This window comes from Gardnerella sp. DNF01199S (genome assembly GCF_049244155.1).
Classification (GTDB): Bacteria; Actinomycetota; Actinomycetes; order Actinomycetales; family Bifidobacteriaceae; genus Bifidobacterium; species Bifidobacterium piotii.
The window spans coordinates 91,946-110,460 of sequence record NZ_CP058380.1 but is presented as its reverse complement, the minus strand read 5'-3'; the positions used below and the strand labels follow the sequence as shown (position 1 = coordinate 110,460).

Here is an 18,515-nt window from a genome sequence, read left to right as displayed (position 1 = left end):
GCTGAATAATGCCAAATAATATTTGTGATTACACTATTTTAGAGCTTTTCCAGCAGACCCAAGCTGCACGCATGCTTCAACAACGCGCTGAGCCATTGCTTTTTCTGCCTCTTTGCCCCAAGACCTTGGGTCGTAAAGTTTCTTGGCACCAACTTCGCCGTCGATTTTAAGAACCGAGTCGTAGTTGTGGAACATGTGGTCGGCGATTGCGCGCGTAAAAGCGTATTGCGTATCTGTGTCAATATTCATTTTTACAACGCCATATTTTACAGCTTGCGCTATTTCTTCGGCCGTGGAGCCAGATCCGCCATGGAACACTAGCAAGAATGGTTTTGTTGGCACACCAAACTTGCGATTGCACAAATCAAGCTTGTACTTGTTGTATACAGCGCTTTGAATGTTGTCTAGCAACTGCGGCCTAAGCTTAACAACGCCCGGCTTGTAAGCTCCATGAACGTTTCCAAACGTAAAAGCAGCCATATATTTTGCGCGGTCTTCTAAACCTAATCGCTCAACAACGCGCATAGCGTCCTGTGGTGTGGAATACAACTTTTCGTCAATATCTGCTCTGTGGCCGTCTTCTTCGCCGCCAACTGCGCCGATTTCAATCTCTAGAATCGTGCGCGCTTTATTTGACTCTTCTAGCAATTCTTCTGCAATGTCTAAATTGTGCTCAAGTTTAACTGTGGAGCCATCCCACATATGCGACTGGAAAATCGGCTCTTTGCCGTTTGCAACTTGATCTGCCTCATAAGCTAAAAGTGGCCTAATCCAATCGTCTAAATAGGCTTCTGCACAATGATCTGTGTGCAATGCAACCGTAATGTTTGGGTATTGTGCAGCAACTTGATGCGCGAATTGCGCAAATGCGATTGATCCAACAACGCGATTATTTACGCACTGGCCAGAAAAATATGCGGATCCTCCAACAGACACTTGAATAATGCCGTCGCTTTGTGCTTCGGCAAATCCTTGTAGTGCTGCGTTTAAGGTCTGTGTGCTAGTAACGTTAATCGCAGGGTAGGCGTATCCGCCTTTGCTGGCTGCATCAAGCATTTGTGCGTAACGTTCAACGGTTGCAATAGTCATATTTTTATTATGACTCTAAGCGCGCATATTTTTTAGATTTTGCTAGATTTTTTGCTAGATTTTACTATTTTTGACTAGATTTGATTAGATTTGATTTCTTGATGACGCTTTTTTGCGGCAGCTACAACAAAATGTAGATACTCTAGCGCGATTTCTTCTTTTAATCCAGATTCTTCAGCAATTTTTTTAAGTCGATTCGCCTGGCGATTTTCCCTAGACTTATCTTCTGTAGCCAAATTTGCGCGAGCTTTTATTTCTCCGACTTTTTCCGTAACTTTAAAGCGCTCTGCTAGAAGCGAAACAATTGCATTGTCAATATTGTCAATCGACTGACGCAGCGCAAAAATCTCATTCATTGAATCGTTGCAATCACTATAATCGCTGCAATCGTTGCAATGCGATTCATCAAAATATTCGCGTGCGTCAATCGACTCTTTAGAAAAGTTGAACATGCTATTTTTAGTCAAAATAAGTTTGCAAAACCATTGTTGTTTCTGTGCTAACTGGAACAACACGATGAATTGTGTTGATTAGTTCTTCTAGCTTGCTAGGAGTTGCAACGCGAACAACAAGCATAAAGCTTGGGCTTCCAGTAATCGAATAGCACGCTTCAATGCCGTCAATGTCTTTCAACTTGGTTGGAACGGAAGCTTCTTGCTCAAAATCAAGAGGCGTAACTGCAACGAATGCACTTACAGGCAATCCTCTGCGCTCGTAGTCAATCAAAGCGCGATACCCAGTTATGATCCCTTTGCGCTCGAGCTTTTGAACTCTGGATTGTACAGCGGAAACAGACAGTCCAGAAGCTTTAGCTAGCTTGGTTAATGTTGCACGACCATCGTGCTCAAGAATGTCTACAATGATTGCGTCTGTAGAATCTATTGGAGCAACTGTGCTCGCGCTGGCTTCCAAGCCAGAAGGAATATTGTTTTCAATCCTATGAGAGTTTCCCGTCATGCGACCTCCATCCTCATACAGCGCATCCAAAATCTTTGTTTTGCTTCTTCGACTTTAGCTGCGCCCCCTGCAGTCTCTTTAATCGTATCGTATTTTTTAATGAAAAAGAACAAAATTAGATAAAAAATCACGGTTTTTCACATTATTTAACACATGTTTACGTATATAAACTTTTGGCCATTCTATTTTTATGTATGTTTTTGTATGTTTTATGTATGAGATTATTAAAAATGCCTCATGATTATTAAATCAAGAGGCATTTAATTTAGATTCTTATTTTACGCGTAAAGTTTATGCGATTGCGCCTGTTCCGCCATTTGTGGAATTGTTGGCTTGCTGAACAATAGCCGAAAGAAAATCGCGATTAGAAGCGGTCTTCTTTAAGCGCGGAACTAAAGTCTGATAAGCCTGTTCTGGCTCCAGTCCGCCAAACAATCGCCTCAATCGATAAATAATCGGCAACTCTTGAGCAGGAGTAATCAACTCTTCGCGGCGCGTGCCAGAAGAATTAATGTCTACAGCTGGGAACAGTCGCTTATCTGCCAAATCGCGGCTCAAACGAAGCTCCATGTTTCCAGTGCCCTTAAACTCTTCGAAAATAACTTCATCCATCTTTGAGCCAGTTTCCACCAAAGCGGAAGAAATAATAGTCAAAGAGCCGCCATTTTCAATGTTTCGTGCAGCACCAAAGAACTTCTTAGGAGGGTAAAGCGCTTGAGCATCCACGCCGCCAGAAAGAATGCGGCCAGAAGCAGGAGCTGCAATATTGTATGCGCGAGCAAGGCGAGTCATAGAATCAAGAAGAACAACAACATCTTGGCCAAGCTCTACAAGCCTCTTAGCGCGCTCAATCGCAAGCTCTGCAACAGTAGTGTGGTCTGATGCTGGGCGGTCGAATGTAGAAGAAATAACCTCGCCTTGAACAGTGCGCTCCATGTCGGTAACTTCTTCTGGGCGTTCGTCTACAAGAACAACCATCAAATGTACTTCTGGATTATTAACAGCAATCGCGTTAGCAATATTTTGCAAAGTGATTGTTTTACCAGCCTTAGGAGGTGAAACAATCAAGCCACGCTGACCCTTGCCAATAGGAGCTACAAGATCGATGATTCTGCCAAGCATACGATTTGGCGTAGTCTCTTGCTTTAAGCGTTCATGTGGATACAAAGGTGTGAGCTTAGCAAATTGTGGGCGATTTTGAGCCTCTTCTACGCTCATGCCGTTAATGCTGTCAACACTTTGCAAAGGAACGAACTTTTGACGCTGATTCCTGCGATCTCCCTCGCGAGGAGCGCGAATAGAGCCTTGAACCGCGTCTCCCTTGCGCAAGCCGTACTTTTTGATTTGGCTCATAGAAACATAAACGTCATTTGGGCCAGGCAAATAGCCAGAAGTGCGCACAAATGCGTAAGATTCAAGAACATCTACAATGCCAGCAACTGGAACAAGCTCTTCTTTTGGCTCTTCGCGGCGTTGAGCTTGCTCGTGAACCTCATGCTCTTCACGAATCTCGGAGCGTTCCGAGCGTTCAGCACGTTCTGCACGTTCCGCTTTAGAATCGTAGTCGTCTCTAACGCGTCGCGTTCTGCGCTGGAATCTATCAGATCTGTCTGCTTTAGAATCGTAATCATTTTCTTCGCTAGAGCGATTAGACATACGCATTCTGCGCGATTCCGAATTGCGGTTAGTACTTGAAGCAGAAGACTTTTCGCTTGGCAAAGTGGCAAGAATCTGATCTAAATTAGCATCCACTTCGTCTGTTTTAGCAAAATTACTACCATTATTTTGTTCAGTGTTTGCACTTGCATTTGTACGAGTATTATCTTCTCTCGTAACATTTGTAGAGTTTTCTTTGCGATAGCGATGAGTCTGATTGTCGCGCGCAAAATTGCGATGACGCTCACTCCTATTTGCATTGCTTGAATCAGAAGATTCATCAAAATCGCGATTTGCATCAATGCTCGAGTGCAAATCAACCGAAGACAAATTGTTTTGCGTTTCGTCATCGCTTTGAGAAACACGATTTATTCGTACAGTGCTTTTAGGAACATGAACGCTAACGCCAGCTGGCGCATCCCCACCATTGCGCGCAGCAGTTAGCGTAGCAACCAAATCTGGCTTGCGCATTGTAGACGTACCGCGCAGACCCATTTGCTTTGCAAGATCCTTAAGCTCCGAAAGCTTCATATCATCAAGATTTTGGCTTGTTGCCACAGTTATGCCTTTCCCTAACTCCAAGATAGACTGCTTGGAGCTTTACGTGGAAGATTACGGAAAATCCGTTGTGAATATAACGACAAACACATATCAATGTGTATTAATCGCTGATAAATGTATGCTACTACACTCATACGACTCACAACACACGCGTGGCAATGCAGACGTTATAAACGTTACAAGCGTTACTTCTTTTCGTGATACGACTTTTCGGTATTAACAGACCAAACGTTATCTTTAGACTTCTTACCACTATCGATGTTTTGTACAGCTTCAATAGCAGTTGCCATTGAGTGATCCTGGTTATTGTAGCGGTGCTGGCCATTTCTACCAACGCAATACAAGTTGCCAAAACCGTCTAAGTACTTAACAAGCTCAGGCATTTGAGCATAAGTGTCAAAGTAAGCAGGGTAGGCCTTTGGAACGCGTTCGCGATGAGCGTCTAAAACGTCATCTTCGCTGTCAATAACTTGCATGCGAATCAGCTCGTCAATGGCGTTTTTGCGAGCCTCTTCGTCGCTCATATTCCAAAAATCGTCGCCTTCGCTGCAGAAGTATTCAAGACCAATCCAAACGGTATTATCAACATCCTTAACAAGGTATGGACTCCAGTTGTTAAAGATTTGCAAACGTCCAACCTTGTAGCCAGGGTCTTGAACGTAAATCCAGCAATCTGGCACAATAGGTGGGTTGCCAAGCGTTGGAATGTCGGTAGTGTTGCGCAAACGCATGCGCTTAACAAGCAAGCCAACAGTCACAAAATCGCGGTAAGGAAGGCCAGACGCAACTTTTTGCAAGTCTTGTGGAACTTCCGCATTTGCATCGCCATTAGCGCCTTGCTCAATAGACGCAACTAAATCTTTAATTGGCATAGACGAAATGAACTGATCTGCATGAAGCTCACTGCGATCGCCATTTTGATTTTCAACAACAACGCTGCAAATCTTGCCGTCCGCCTGCTTTATGGCAACAACCTTAGAGCCAGTTAAAACAGTAGCGCCATTTTCTCGGCAACGGCGTTCAACAGTCTCCCAAAGCTGACCTGGACCAAGCTTAGGGTACCAAAATTCCTCAATTAAAGAAGTCTCAACTTCTTTCTGACTTGCCTTCTTTTTAGGCATAAGCTTAGAAATAGCGTTCTTCAAAACTTCAACAATGCTCAAGCCCTTAACTCGCTGAGCGCCCCAATCGGCAGAAATCTGGCTTGGATGCCTGCCCCAAAGCTTTTCGGTGTATCCTTCAAAGAACATGGAATACAGCTTTTTGCCAAAGCGATTAATGTAGAAGTTTTCGAGGTTTGTTTCTGGCAACTTGTGAATCATGGACCAAAGGTAGCTAAAACCAACTTTCATGGTAAGAGCAAAGCCCATAGATCGCAAGGTGGATGCAGAAAGAGAGATAGGGTAGTCAAAGAAATGATGATTCCAGAAGATTCTAGAAACACGATGACGCTTAAGCATAACTTCATCTTCGACTTCTGGGTCTGGGCCTCCAGCCTCTAAATCGTGATGCCTGCCAAGCTTCTTATCGTCGTAAGAAGGAGCGCCCTGAAGAGGCAACATATCTCGCCACCATTGCATAATGCGATCGTCTTTAGAGAAGAATCGGTGTCCGCCAATATCCATGCGGTTTCCGTTGTATTTTACGGTGCGAGAAATGCCACCAAACTCGCTGGTTGCCTCAAGAACAGTCACATCGTAGCGGCTAGAGCCGCCATCTTTTACAAGCTCCCAAGCTGCCGTCAACCCTGCCGGACCGCCACCAATAATCACTACAGATTGTTTCTGGGATTGTGTATCAGCCAATTTTCCTCCATAACTAAAAACCGCTTTATAAAGTCAAAAACGCAAAATTGCAAGCACGTATTTATACTGAAATCTAAATATAAGCTTTACTAGTATACTCTTATCACGCGATAGATTCTGGAATATCAATATCTGTTTTTTGTACTTCTTCCACATTTACGTCTTTAAACGTAACAATACGAACGTTTTTCACAAACCGCGAAGGGCGGTAAACATCCCACACCCAAGCGTCTGTTAATTGAACGTCAAAGTACACGTCTTGACCTGCGGAGCGCACGTTAAAATCAACCTTATTTGCCAAGTAAAATCGGCGCTCTGTTTCTACAACGTACGTAAAAAGCTTAATAACGTCACGATATTCCTTGTATAACGCAAGTTCGGCGTCTGTTTCGTAATTGTCGAGGTCTTCGGCGCTCATTGCTTCCCTTCCGTTGGCGTGATTTGCGTATTTGATGCAGCTTTATTCGCTGCGTCGTCTTCTTGAGCACGCTTGCGGCCTCGTCCTATAATACGCCACCATGCGCGCTTAGAGGAATCGCCTGCCTGCTTAACACTAGACTCGGCTTGTTCGGTTGCTTGCGACTTGCGCGAATCGCCATTTTTAACTGGGATTGCAATCGAATGTTCGTGCGCGCTTAAAGCCTCGCAAACGCCAGGATTATCTTCAATAACGTGTAGTCCAAAAGCGTCTAGTGAACGAATCGCATCGTACTCGTCTACAAGAGTATCCATTACTACAAAATCTTGATACTTTTGGCTTTGAGAATCCCACAAAGCGTCGCGAGCTGTTCCCGTCTTCATAAATCCAAGCGACTGGTACACGGAAAGCGAGCGCGTGTTTGTTGCAGGAACGCCAACCCAAATTCTGTGCAAAGCAAGACCCACCTCGCTTGGTGCAAAACCGTAAGTCATAACTCTAGGCATTGCGTCTCTAGAATATCCACGACCCCTATAATCGCGTCCTAGAATCACTTGAATCCTAGCGGATTTAGACCAACCGTCAATGTCAATCAAAAATATCATTCCAATAATATTGCCATTAGCATTTTCGGAGTCATCAATAAAATCTGGCACAATTGACCATGCGATTGTTGGACGCGATTGAGCGTCGCTAGAGGCGGCATCATGATTAGATTTTGCTTCATTGATTCCAGCCGAAGACCATTGCACAGAACGATTTACCCAAGCGCGAACCATCGCGCGCTCTGATTGCGAATCTTTGCCTGTTATAACGGCAGCTCCATCAAAAGCGTGCAATGCGTCCATTTGCGCCAAATCTTCGATTGTTGCTGGCCTAAGACGTGCCATTTCGCCGCGGATTGGTGGAATCGTAATATTTTCTGGCAACTCGCGGTGGCTTGTAGAATCAGCATTGAATCCTTGCATATTCACCTTTTTCGTACAATCGACTTACGTGTTACAAAAGCTTACAAAAAGCGCTACAGCGATTAGTAAAAACCGCGTTATAAAATCGCACTTTTTGCACCCTATACAATGCTATAAAACACAAAGTTAAAACGCAAAGTATAAAGCGCAAAAAGTGCAAAGTAAAAGCTAATCTAAACTAGCCTTTGATTTTTGCCATTACAATCTTAGTAACGGCCTTAGCGTCTGCTTGACCCTTAGTCGCACGCATAACGGCGCCAATAATAGCGCCCATTGGCTTCATATTTCCAGACTTAAGCTTTTCGGCAACCTCTGGGTCTGCTGCAAGAGCAGCATCAACAGCAGCTTCCAAAGCGCCATCGTCGTTCATAACCTTAAATCCGTGCTTCTTAACAACTTCATCAGGCTTGCCCTCGCCAGCCAAAACGCATGCAACAGTTTGCTTAGCGAGCTTATCGTTAAGCTTACCGTCTGCAATCAGCTTTTCAACTTGCGCCACATCTTGTGGAGTAATAGGCAATTCTTCCAAAGTTACGCCACGAGTGTTTGCTTCGCGAGCAAGCTCACCAAGCCACCACTTTTTAGCACCTGCAGCACTTGCGCCAGCCTTAACGGTTTCTTCAACCAAATCAAGAGCATCCGCGTTAAGAATATCGCGCATTTCAAGATCGCTAATACCCCATTCGCTTTGCAAGCGGTTGCGGCGCTCGCGAGGCATTTCTGGCATTTCGGCCTTCATGCGCTCAATATGCTCCTTAGTGATGTGAAGCATAACCAAATCTGGGTCTGGGAAGTAGCGATAATCGTCGGCGTCGGACTTTACGCGGCCGCCAGCAGTAGTCTGAGTTGCCTCATCCCAGTGACGAGTCTCCTGCAAAATCTCGCCGCCTTCGCTCAAAATAGCAGCCTGGCGACGAATTTCGTATTGAAGCGTCTTTTCGATTCCGCGGAATGTGTTCACATTCTTAGTTTCCGAGCGCGTACCGAATGGATCGGTTGGCTTTCTGCGGAGCGAAACGTTTACGTCTGCGCGCATATTGCCCTGCTCCATACGAGCATGGGAGATGTTGAGAGCGCGAACAATATCGCGAATAGCGCGCATGTATGCGCCTGCGATTTCTGGAGCGCGGCTGCCAGCACCTTCGATTGGCTTAGTTACAATCTCGATTAAAGGAACGCCTGCGCGATTGTAATCAACCAAAGAATGATTTGCGCCTTCAATACGACCGTCAGCGCCGCCAACGTGAGTATTCTTACCAGCGTCATCCTCAATGTGAGCACGCTCAATCGGCACGCGGAACACAGTGCCATCTTCCAGCTCAACATCCAAGTAGCCATTGCCATTAGTAGGCTTATCGTACTGGGAAATCTGATAATCGCGAGGCATATCTGGGTAGAAGTAGTTTTTACGAGCGAACTGGCTCCACTCAGCAATTTCGCAATGCAACGCCAAACCGAGCTTAATCGCGTAATCAACTGCAGTCTTGTTTACAACTGGCAGAGAGCCTGGCAAACCAAGGCTTACAGGTGTTAGCTGAGTGTTTGGTTCGCCGCCAAAAGATACTTCTGCTGGGCAGAACAGCTTTGTGCGCGTGCTAAGCTCAACGTGAGTTTCCAAGCCGAAAACTGGGTCAAACTGCTCCACAGCATCGGCGTATTTCATAAGTTTTTCAGCCATGAGAATCCTTCTTATTTAAGCTTTATTTCACTTTACTTAGCCAATGAATCGAGCCAACCAGCTTTAAGCGACTTCCAGATTGGGCCGCTCCACTTTTCTTCGAGCGCTGCTTCCAACGCTGCTGCAGGCTTGTACATCTTTTCATCATGGCATTGCGGAGCAATAATCTGAATGCCAACAGGCAAGCCATCATCGCTCAAGCCAGCTGGGAGGCTCAAAGCTGGAACGCCAGCCATGTTTGCAGGAATCGTAGCAATATCGTTCATGTACATAGAGAGTGGATCGTTCATCTTCTCACCAAACTTGAATGCCGTTGTAGGGCTTGTTGGGGAGACTAGAACATCTACCTTATTAAACGCTTCTTCAAAGTCGCGAATAATAAGCGTACGAACCTTTTGTGCCGAGCCATACCAAGCGTCGTAGTAGCCAGCGGAAAGTGCGTAAGTGCCAAGAATAATACGACGCTTTACTTCGTCGCCAAAGCCAGCTTCACGAGTTGCAGCCATCATGTTTGCTGCAGTTTGAGGCTTGTCTGCTGGTGGCATTACGCGCAGACCGTAGCGCATGCCGTCGTAGCGAGCCAAGTTGGAGCTAACTTCGGAAGGCATGATTATGTAGTATGCAGATAGCGAGTAAGGGAAGTGAGGGCAGGAGACTTCTGTTACTTCTGCGCCCATATCTTTAAGCAATTGCACAGCCTCATTAAAGCGTGCTTCAACGCCTGGCTGGAAGCCTTCGCCGCTAAGTTCCTTAACAAGACCAACCTTTACGCCCTTCAAATCGCGGCGAGCACCCTCGCGCGCAGCCTGAGCCATTGGAGGAACAGGAGCTGGAATCGAAGTTGAATCGCGCTTATCGTTGCCGCCAATGATTTCCTGCAAAAGTGCAGAGTCAAGAACGGTACGAGAAACAGGACCAATCTGGTCTAGCGAGCTTGCCATGGCGATTGCGCCAAAACGGCTAACTCCGCCGTAAGTTGGCTTTGCGCCGACTGTACCAGTTAAAGCGCCTGGCTGACGAATGGAACCACCAGTATCTGTACCCAAAGCAATAGGGGCTTCGAATGCAGCAACAGCAGCTGCAGAACCGCCGCCAGAACCGCCAGGAACGCGCTCGGTATCCCAAGGATTGCAAGTAGTTTGATAAGCAGAATGCTCTGTAGAAGAACCTTGAGCAAATTCATCTAGGTTAGTCTTGCCAAGAATTGGCATGCCAGCTGCCTTGAGTTTTTCAATAACAGTAGCATCGTAAGGTGGAATCCAGCCTTCGAGAATCTTAGATGCTGCAGTAGTAGGAATGCCCTTAGTAACAATCATGTCTTTAATGGCAATTGGAACGCCTGCAAGCTCAGGTAAGCCTTCGGCTTCGCCATTAGCATTCTTTTTATCAAAAGCATCTGCTTGCTCAAGTGCAATATCTGCAGAAACATGCAAGAATGCTTTGATTTCTGGTTCGGCTGCTTCGATTACTGCCAAGTGAGCTTCAACAAGCTCGCGGCTAGAAACTTCTTTAGCTTTTACAGCTTTTGCCATATCGGCAGCAGAAAGCTTTACTAAATCTTGAGTATTAGTCATGTTTATTCCTCCCCCAAAATTCGAGGTGCTACAAACATGCCAGACTCGCTTCTAGGAGCACCAGAAAGCGCTTCTTCTTGAGTCAATGGCGTAGCTGGCTCGTCTGGGCGCAAATACGCTTCAAGAGGTACTGGATTTGCAGTAGGTGGCACATCTTCGCCAGCAACTTCCTGCACTTTGTTAATAGATTCTGCAATGACGTTTAATTCGCCTTGCAAGCGACTGATTTCTTCGTCGCTAAGCGCAATCTGGGATAGAACGCCCAGATGCTCAATTTCTTCGCGTGTGAATGTTGGCATAACCTCAACTATATGTGTGATGCGTGACCTTCTTATAGAAGAAAAAAGCAATATTGATAAAAGATTTACACACGTTACTGTAGAAATATTTTCCCAATTTTAGAACATGATTGTCGATCCATATTTTCTAGGGAAAATTATGTGTAATATTAAAAAAATTTTATTAGTGAGACAATAAGCGAAATAACAATTATTATCACATACAGTTTTCATAAAATTAACGAGTATAAAATAGTGAAGACGAGGGTCTATGCATGTCAACACGCCATGAAATGGAAATAATTCAATAAAAGAATGTTGGCATTCCAACCTTCTTCATACGTTTATTTGCAGAATAAAAAAATTTGTTTTATTTCACTATCCCAGAAATAAAAAAGCATGTAATAATTAAATGCTATGAGATATTAAGCTAATGCAGCGAAGCATTCCATGCATAGAAGCAAATAAGTTACGGTATCTCATAAAAAATAACATAAAATATAAAATTGAAGGACACATATGAATAACACAAAGTTCTACCGTAATGCAGCAATGTTGCTCCTCGCGGGCGCAACTATTATTCCACAATGCTTAGCAGCACCAGCAATGGCCGCTCCTGCAGCTAAGGATTCTGAGCCAACCGCATCTTGCGCAGCCAAGAAGGACTCGTTGAATAATTATTTGTGGGATTTGCAATACGATAAAACAAACATTCTCGCCCGTCATGGCGAAACCATTGACAACAAATTCTCTAGCGATAGCTTCAACAAGGGCGATGAATTCGTTGTTGTTGAGCATCAGAAGAAGAACATCACAAATACAACTTCAAACTTGTCGGTTACTTCCGCCAACGATGATCGCGTATACCCAGGTGCTCTTTTCCGCGCTGACCAGAATTTGATGGACAATATGCCAAGCCTGATTTCCGCAAACCGCGCTCCAATCACGTTGAGCGTTGATTTGCCAGGCTTCCACGGCGGCGAAAGTGCTGTAACTGTTCAGCGCCCAACCAAGAGCTCTGTAACTTCCGCAGTGAACGGCTTAGTTTCCAAGTGGAATGCACAGTACGCTGCAAGCCATCATGTTGCAGCTCGCATGCAGTACGATTCTGCAAGCGCACAAAGCATGAACCAGCTCAAGGCAAAGTTTGGTGCTGATTTCGCCAAGATTGGCGTTCCGCTGAAGATTGATTTCGACGCTGTGCACAAGGGCGAAAAGCAGACTCAAATTGTGAACTTCAAGCAGACCTACTACACCGTAAGTGTTGATGCTCCAGATAGCCCAGCTGACTTCTTCGCACCATGCACTACGCCAGAAAGCTTGAAGAGCCGCGGAGTAGACAGCAAGCGTCCGCCAGTATATGTGTCCAACGTAGCTTACGGCCGTTCAATGTACGTAAAGTTCGACACCCGCAGCAAGAGCACCGATTTCCAGGCTGCTGTTGAAGCTGCAATCAAGGGTGTTGAAATCAAGCCAAATACCGAGTTCCACCGCATTTTGCAGAACACTTCTGTAACTGCTGTAATTCTCGGCGGCAGCGCAAACGGTGCAGCCAAGGTTATTACCGGCAACGTCGACACGTTGAAGGCTTTGATTCAAGAAGGCGCAAATTTGAGCAACTCCAGCCCAGCAGTTCCAATTGCTTACACCACTTCCTTCGTCAAGGATAACGAAGTAGCAACTTTGCAAACCAATAGCGATTACGTTGAAACCAAGGTTTCTTCCTACCGCGACGGCTACTTGACTTTGGATCACCGTGGAGCTTACGTAGCTCGCTACTACATCTACTGGGATGAGTACGGCACCGAAATTGACGGCACTCCTTACGTGCGTTCTCGCGCTTGGGAAGGCAATGGCAAGTATCGTACAGCTCACTTCAACACCACTATTCAGTTCAAAGGAAATGTACACAATCTACGAATCAAGCTGGTTGAAAAGACTGGCTTAGTTTGGGAACCATGGCGTACAGTATATGACCGTTCCGATTTGCCACTGGTTCGCCAGCGCACAATCAAGAACTGGGGCACCACCTTGTGGCCACGAGTTGCTGAAACTGTGAAGAACGACTGATACTTATCACAATTTCAAAAAATAACTTAATAAAGATAATTTAATAAATAATAAATTAAATATAAGTGAATACAATTAAGGGCTTTATCTTGTAGTCGGTTACGAGATAAAGCCCTTGTTGGTTGCTAAATATTATTTGTAGTTAAATATCGCGATGTTTTTCAACAACGTGGCCAATTGCATACATGACTACGCCCCAAGCGAGAACCACCAAGCCTGATTGCCACCATGTAAAAACATATGCGTTTGGTGGAAGTTGCCGCCCAGAACTAGCGGAGACTCCTAAGAATTGGCTTGCAGCATTGCCTGGCAAAATCTGAATAAGTATTGAAGTCCACTTCGCAAAATTGCTTGCAAGCATAATAATGCTAACAATGGCCTGCAGAATCATCACGGCTCCAATAACGCACATAATTCCGCCAGCAGTTGACTTGCAAATCATGCCAAAACCGTAGGCCATTGCTGACACAACAACCATAATTGCAGGAGAGCCAAGGAACAGAGTAAGCGGCAATTTCCACACGTTGCTTCCCGATAATCCGGAAATGTTATCTCCCATAAAAGCTAATTCTGCAGCAGCTAAAGAAACTGCCATTGCAATAAGTTGGGCTACAAAAACATAGATTGCAACCGCAATAAACTTAGCCGTAAAGAACATACCCCTTTTAGGTACAGCCGTAAGAGAAGCCTGAATTGAAGTCGTAGAATGTTCCGCAGTTACAGCAAGCACTGCAAAAATCGCCAAAACAATCAAAGATATAGAAGCAAAGCTAACGACCAAGCGGAAAATGCTTTCTTGAGATGCAATAAGGTCACTTTTATCGCTCGGTCCAACAGTAATTGCAGCGCTTGATTTACTTTGATTTGCTCCATTCTTAATGTCAACTTTAGACATTGCTTTCTGCACAAGCGCGATTATAAAGCTGAAAATTACTGGCAAAACAATTGTTAATGCCATGCACCACCACGTAGACGCAAGTCCGCGCAGCTTAACAATTTCAGATTTAAGCGTGTGCATAAATGTAAGGCGTAAGTGCTGAGCGTTCATGCTACGGCCAGTCTTGTATGCGTTAGATTGATATGCATTAGATTGGTGTGCGTTAGATTCAGCCAATTGCACTTGCTGATTTGCTACTTGCTCACTCATTTTGCACTCCCCTGATTATTAAATTGAGCTACACTTTGCTCAGCAGGATTTAAGTTTCCGGAAGGAATAGTCCTAGTCACGTACTGCTCTTGGCCATGCGTAAGAGCCAAATATGCTTCCTCAAGCGATGCATGCTCTTGATTCAGCTGATAAACCATGATTTGATTATCTGCAATTTCGCGAGCAAGCTGATTAAGCTCGCATCCTGTTATTCTGAGGAGCTCGCCTTCTTGAACGTCTTGAGGAGTGCGAACATCTTGCAAAATCTTGCATTCAGGATGATTTTGAGCAAGCACAGACTTTAGCTTTTCGCCTTCTGGAGTCACAAGTCGCACAGCGTGCTGCGAATGTGCATTAACAAAATCTTGTACTGTTGTACGCTTCAAAATTTCGCCATGCGCAATAATCACAAGGTTATCTGCAGTAAGCGCAACTTCGCTCATTAAGTGCGAACTAAGTAGTATTGCTCGACCTTGGCTTGCGTAATACTTGCACAATTCGCGAACCCACTTAACGCCTTCTGGATCCAAACCGTTAATTGGCTCATCCAAAATGAGATTGTGCGGGTCTGCTAAAAGCGCTGCAGCAATCGAAAGACGCTGGCTCATGCCAAGCGAGAACGAACCTGCTTTGCGGGTTTTAACACTTGATAATCCAGTAATATCAATCACTTCGTCAACGCGCTTTTTTGATATTCCATGAGTTAAAGCCAATGAATACAAGTGATTGTAAGCGGAACGACCTCTGTGGGCAGACTTTGCATCAAGAACTGCTCCAACTTCCATCATTGGGGATGCGATTTTTGCGTAAGGTTTTCCGTCAATAAGAGAAGTGCCACTATTGGCGTGAATAAGATTTAACGCGCAACGCATGGTAGTAGATTTACCAGCGCCATTAGGACCTAAAAAGCCCGTGACTCTACCGTCTTCGGCGACGAAAGAAACGTCGTTAAGCGTTGTTTTTGCGCCGAAACGCTTTGTAATATGTTGGAATTCTAACATAGCTTAACAGTATCACAAATAAAAAAAAATACACATTAAATGTAAGCGTTTATGAGTACAGACTGTTGAATTTTAATTAATATTTAGCAATTTGGTGCTGCATGTTGCGCAATCCACGCGTGCATGGAAACAGCCGCAGCAGCTCCTGCGTTTAGAGAGCGAACAGAGCCAAATTGCGAAATATAAACAACGTCATCCGCCATCTCTAGTGCTTTTTTAGAAAGACCTGGACCTTCCGCGCCAAAAAGCATAAGGCAACGTTTAGGGAACTTGTAGTTTTCCATAGCAACAGCGCCTGGAATAATGTCGAGCGCTATAACGCGCGCGTTTTTAGCGTCTTGTTCCTTAATATTTGCGATTTTTTCGGCTTCTTTATTGCCTTCTGCTTGTGCTTTAAGCAAAAGTTGATGCGCTTCTTCTGCTTCTTTAAGCATATTTTCGCGCCAATTAGTTACTAGAGTTTCAATAGTTGGGCAGCATTCAACGTATTGGTATAGCTCGGTCATTAACGAGCCTTTACGATTCCATTTATGAGGCCCTACGATATACACTTTTTTCGCAGTAAACGCGTTTGCAGTGCGAACCATAGAGCCTATATTAAAATCGTGAGTCCAATTTTCTACAGCTACTTCAAACTCATGACGGCCTTTAGAATCGAGATCCGCTTTTATGGCTTCTACTTTCCAGTACCGGTAACGGTCTAGGACGTTACGTTGGTCGCCTTCGTCTAGTAATTCAGTGCTAAACCGCGCATCATAATTTGGCGATTCTGGATTATCTGGACGAGGTTCACCTGGATGCTCGTCTTCCCATGGGCCAACTCCTATAGGTCGAAATTCTGGCTCATCGGAAGCTTTTGCAGCCAAAGTAATTGGATTCGGTTCGTGCATGTGTGAGTTTTGCTCCGTTTAATACTTTTTCTTAGTATTGGCAGCTAGTAATTGCAACTAATCTTGGCAGCCGTCAGTTGCGCAATCGCCTGTGCAACCTGACTTGCAATGACCGCCACAGCAATTGTCTTCACAGCAAGGCTCAGTGCAACCATCGTGAGCGCAATCACCAGTGCACTCTACTTTGCAATGACCACCGCAGCAGTTATCTTCACAGCATGGCTCAGTGCAACCATCATGCTTGCAATCACCAGTGCATTTAACCTCGCAATGACCGCCACAGCAGTTGTCGTTGCAGCAATCGTCGCGATCTGCATCTGCACGTAATTCTTCTTCATCGAAAGCTTGAACAAATGCCATTTTAGTACTCTCCTCACTTATTGGATTTACTAATTGAAGATGCCTTGTGCCTTGTTCGTCGGCGTCAACACCACCAATTAATGCAACTATAGCAAGAATTTGCGCGCCTTGCTGATTAACAATGCCAAAATCAAGACTTAATTCATTTCCGTGTCGTAAAGTCACAAGCGAAGAAGTTTGAACATACGATTTTTCAGAGAGCCAAGAGTCAAGTAACAATACTCGCTTGCCTTTAACAGACGGACCTTTTGTTGCAGGAAAAACAAAATCCATAACAAAGCCGTCGAGTGCAATTCCTTTACGTTCTGCAGCATGAATAAGTGCAAAAACCATAGGCATTGCAGCAGCAGTTAACGCTCCAACTGCGTCAACATCGCGTTCTAACGAATACCCAGCTTTCTCAATCGCATCAAAAAGAACATCTCCAACCAACTTGGAGCCTCGCTGATTAAAAGTAACAGAAAACAGTTCGCTAAATGGTTTCGCACTCATATCTGCGCAAAGCATGCGCTTAAGTTCCGCGCGTTCCTCTTGTAATTCTGTCATTTTGCACTCCTTAGCCTTTAGAGTTGTTCAATTTTTGACGCTTTGTTGTTTTTATGCTTAATGATCTTCTACTGATACTTCCGGAGCGCTCAGCTCTTTAACATCAGCTTTATCGGAATCTATAAGATCTATTGAAGCAATAACTTTACTTTGGTCTAACTTCTGAAGTTTACGCGCTGTTACCAACACTCTAGACTCAAGTGAAGAAGCAAATTTATTGTAAGCTGCGACTGTTCTTGCCAAAGATACGCCAAGCTTTGAAGCATTTTCTCCAAGAACCGCAAAGCGATCGTACAATTCTCGAGATAGATCGAAAAGTTCTTTTGCGTCATCTGTAAGACTTTGCTGCTGCCATGCGTATGCAACAGACTTAAGCACGGCCCACAAAGTAACTGGGGAAGTGAGGGCTACTTTTTGCGCAAAAGCATCATCCATAAGTGTTGGATCCGCCTCAAGGGCCGCCTGAAGCAATGCTTCGTTTGGAATAAATGCAACTACAAAGTCTGGTGCTGTTTCAAAAGCCTGCCAATATGCTTTAGCTCCTAATGCTCTAACGTGCTCTCGCAAAGCCTTAGCGTGCGCTTTTAGAAGCTCACTTCTTCTAGCTAATTCTTCGTCGCTTGCGTTATCTGGGATTTCGCAAGCGCGCTGATAATCCGCATATGGAACTTTTGCATCAACTGGAATTGTTTTGCCTCCTGGCAGATGCACAACCATATCTGGCCTCTGCTGTTCGCCATTTACTCCCGTTACAACAACCTGCGTATCAAAATCAACATGCTCAAGCAAACCTGCAGATTCCACAATATTCTTTAGTTGAGCCTCGCCCCAAGCTCCGCGAACCTTATTGTTTCGCAATGCTGCAGAAAGCGAACTTGTTTCGCGGTCAAGCCTTGCTTGCTGCTCGCTTAAGCCTTTAAGCTGAGTGTTCAGCGCACCCATTTCTTGCTTACGCCCTTCTTCAATCTGCGAAACTTTATTCTTCAAAGCTTCGAGATTGTCTTTTACTGGAGCAAGCGCTTCCAAGACTTTGCCTTGCTCTTTCAAAGTTTTCTCACGATTTAACCGTTCGCGTTCTTCTCGCTCTGTGCGCAATTGCTCTTCGCGATTCACTCGCAATTGCTCTGCTTGCTGCGCTTTTAACAACTCAGACTCAACAAATTTCAATCGCTCAGCAAGCTGCTCTGCTTGTGTGCGATATCGTATAGCCTGATTGCCATTTTCTTGCGCTTGAGCGCGCGCTTGTTCATACTGAGAGTGCAATTCGTTAAATTCGCGCTGGTTTACGCCATTAGCGCCTTGCGTTCCAGAGTTGTGCTTAACAATAGCCAGCACAACAATGGCGGTTATTACAACAGCAACCACCATTAAAACAAACATCACAATATTATCGAACATACGTTCTATTAAACACTACTGGTTCGACTTTTGAAACATAATTAGACACGCGTATTATTGCATAGAAAAATAAGCGTTATGCAACAAAATAGCGCGCTGCCTACTGGAAAATAATCCAA

The 18,515-nt window shown here is 44.7% G+C and carries 16 protein-coding genes; 1 reads left to right on the top strand and 15 read right to left on the bottom strand.

The genetic code is table 11. The annotated features are described in order from the left end of the window. Positions 1–33: 33 nt before the first annotated feature. The 10 genes from fbaA to gatC form a co-directional block, all read right to left on the bottom strand. On the bottom strand, positions 34–1,089 hold the full coding sequence (gene fbaA, locus HXT45_RS00475) for a class II fructose-bisphosphate aldolase (protein WP_004132305.1): 1,056 nt from the start codon (positions 1,087–1,089) through the stop codon (positions 34–36). Between the two features lie 74 nt (positions 1,090–1,163). Then, positions 1,164–1,541, bottom strand: coding sequence for a chorismate mutase (locus HXT45_RS00470; protein ID WP_421782343.1), 378 nt, complete (start codon positions 1,539–1,541; stop codon positions 1,164–1,166). Between the two features lie 7 nt (positions 1,542–1,548). Continuing rightward, a complete protein-coding gene (locus HXT45_RS00465) occupies positions 1,549–2,046 on the bottom strand; it encodes an Lrp/AsnC family transcriptional regulator (RefSeq protein ID WP_004131477.1) in 498 nt (165 codons plus the stop codon). A gap of 291 nt (positions 2,047–2,337) precedes the next feature. Then, positions 2,338–4,260, bottom strand: a complete 1,923-nt coding sequence (rho, locus tag HXT45_RS00460) for a transcription termination factor Rho (RefSeq protein ID WP_248901434.1) — start codon at positions 4,258–4,260, stop codon at positions 2,338–2,340. Positions 4,261–4,448: 188 nt separating this feature from the next. Beyond that, positions 4,449–6,068, bottom strand: coding sequence for an NAD(P)/FAD-dependent oxidoreductase (locus HXT45_RS00455; protein WP_421781822.1), 1,620 nt, complete (start codon positions 6,066–6,068; stop codon positions 4,449–4,451). A 103-nt stretch (positions 6,069–6,171) separates the two neighbouring features. Further along, positions 6,172–6,486 carry a DUF2469 domain-containing protein gene (locus HXT45_RS00450; protein ID WP_004105898.1) on the bottom strand — a complete coding sequence of 105 codons (315 nt, stop codon included), beginning with the start codon at positions 6,484–6,486 and terminating at the stop codon, positions 6,172–6,174. After that, on the bottom strand, positions 6,483–7,454 hold the full coding sequence (locus HXT45_RS00445; protein WP_020757990.1) for a GNAT family N-acetyltransferase: 972 nt from the start codon (positions 7,452–7,454) through the stop codon (positions 6,483–6,485). Before HXT45_RS00445 ends, HXT45_RS00450 begins: the two co-directional genes overlap by 4 nt. 178 nt (positions 7,455–7,632) lie before the next feature. Continuing rightward, complete coding sequence (gene gatB / locus HXT45_RS00440; RefSeq protein WP_102704820.1) at positions 7,633–9,132, bottom strand: Asp-tRNA(Asn)/Glu-tRNA(Gln) amidotransferase subunit GatB; 1,500 nt, start codon at positions 9,130–9,132, stop codon at positions 7,633–7,635. 32 nt (positions 9,133–9,164) lie between these two features. Next, a complete protein-coding gene (gatA, locus tag HXT45_RS00435) occupies positions 9,165–10,706 on the bottom strand; it encodes an Asp-tRNA(Asn)/Glu-tRNA(Gln) amidotransferase subunit GatA (protein ID WP_004131494.1) in 1,542 nt (513 codons plus the stop codon). Positions 10,707–10,708: 2 nt separating this feature from the next. Then, a complete protein-coding gene (gene gatC / locus HXT45_RS00430; RefSeq protein ID WP_004114131.1) occupies positions 10,709–11,005 on the bottom strand; it encodes an Asp-tRNA(Asn)/Glu-tRNA(Gln) amidotransferase subunit GatC in 297 nt (98 codons plus the stop codon). 498 nt (positions 11,006–11,503) lie between these two features. Here gatC and vly point away from each other — a divergent pair, with 498 nt between their 5' ends. Beyond that, the gene (vly, locus tag HXT45_RS00425) at positions 11,504–13,054 is read left to right on the top strand and encodes a cholesterol-dependent cytolysin vaginolysin (protein WP_421781819.1); all 1,551 of its coding nucleotides are present in this window, start codon (positions 11,504–11,506) and stop codon (positions 13,052–13,054) included. Between the two features lie 142 nt (positions 13,055–13,196). Here the strand turns inward: vly and HXT45_RS00420 are convergent, their stop codons facing one another. From HXT45_RS00420 to HXT45_RS00400, 5 genes are all read right to left on the bottom strand, one after another. Then, positions 13,197–14,201, bottom strand: coding sequence for an ABC transporter permease subunit (locus HXT45_RS00420; protein WP_004114129.1), 1,005 nt, complete (start codon positions 14,199–14,201; stop codon positions 13,197–13,199). Then, the gene (locus HXT45_RS00415; protein WP_421781816.1) at positions 14,198–15,202 is read right to left on the bottom strand and encodes an ATP-binding cassette domain-containing protein; all 1,005 of its coding nucleotides are present in this window, start codon (positions 15,200–15,202) and stop codon (positions 14,198–14,200) included. Before HXT45_RS00415 ends, HXT45_RS00420 begins: the two co-directional genes overlap by 4 nt. 83 nt (positions 15,203–15,285) lie before the next feature. After that, positions 15,286–16,092: a TrmH family RNA methyltransferase gene (locus tag HXT45_RS00410; protein ID WP_004114127.1), complete on the bottom strand. Its 807-nt coding sequence runs from the start codon at positions 16,090–16,092 to the stop codon at positions 15,286–15,288. A 57-nt stretch (positions 16,093–16,149) separates the two neighbouring features. Then, a complete protein-coding gene (locus HXT45_RS00405; protein ID WP_421781814.1) occupies positions 16,150–16,998 on the bottom strand; it encodes a hypothetical protein in 849 nt (282 codons plus the stop codon). Positions 16,999–17,055: 57 nt separating this feature from the next. Next, complete coding sequence (locus HXT45_RS00400) at positions 17,056–18,396, bottom strand: DNA recombination protein RmuC (RefSeq protein ID WP_016830016.1); 1,341 nt, start codon at positions 18,394–18,396, stop codon at positions 17,056–17,058. Positions 18,397–18,515 lie beyond the last annotated feature (119 nt).

Excerpts from the sequence above, each read along its gene's own strand:
- fbaA (WP_004132305.1), bottom strand. The coding sequence starts at position 1,089 with ATGACTATTGCAACCGTTGAACGTTACGCACAAATGCTTGATGCAGCC.
- HXT45_RS00470 (WP_421782343.1), bottom strand. The coding sequence starts at position 1,541 with ATGTTCAACTTTTCTAAAGAGTCGATTGACGCACGCGAATATTTTGAT.
- HXT45_RS00465 (WP_004131477.1), bottom strand. The coding sequence starts at position 2,046 with ATGACGGGAAACTCTCATAGGATTGAAAACAATATTCCTTCTGGCTTG.
- HXT45_RS00450 (WP_004105898.1), bottom strand. The coding sequence starts at position 6,486 with ATGAGCGCCGAAGACCTCGACAATTACGAAACAGACGCCGAACTTGCG.
- HXT45_RS00445 (WP_020757990.1), bottom strand. The coding sequence starts at position 7,454 with ATGCAAGGATTCAATGCTGATTCTACAAGCCACCGCGAGTTGCCAGAA.
- gatB (WP_102704820.1), bottom strand. The coding sequence starts at position 9,132 with ATGGCTGAAAAACTTATGAAATACGCCGATGCTGTGGAGCAGTTTGAC.
- gatA (WP_004131494.1), bottom strand. The coding sequence starts at position 10,706 with ATGACTAATACTCAAGATTTAGTAAAGCTTTCTGCTGCCGATATGGCA.
- gatC (WP_004114131.1), bottom strand. The coding sequence starts at position 11,005 with ATGCCAACATTCACACGCGAAGAAATTGAGCATCTGGGCGTTCTATCC.
- vly (WP_421781819.1), top strand. The coding sequence starts at position 11,504 with ATGAATAACACAAAGTTCTACCGTAATGCAGCAATGTTGCTCCTCGCG.
- HXT45_RS00420 (WP_004114129.1), bottom strand. The coding sequence starts at position 14,201 with ATGAGTGAGCAAGTAGCAAATCAGCAAGTGCAATTGGCTGAATCTAAC.
- HXT45_RS00415 (WP_421781816.1), bottom strand. The coding sequence starts at position 15,202 with ATGTTAGAATTCCAACATATTACAAAGCGTTTCGGCGCAAAAACAACG.
- HXT45_RS00410 (WP_004114127.1), bottom strand. The coding sequence starts at position 16,092 with ATGCACGAACCGAATCCAATTACTTTGGCTGCAAAAGCTTCCGATGAG.
- HXT45_RS00405 (WP_421781814.1), bottom strand. The coding sequence starts at position 16,998 with ATGACAGAATTACAAGAGGAACGCGCGGAACTTAAGCGCATGCTTTGC.
- HXT45_RS00400 (WP_016830016.1), bottom strand. The coding sequence starts at position 18,396 with ATGTTCGATAATATTGTGATGTTTGTTTTAATGGTGGTTGCTGTTGTA.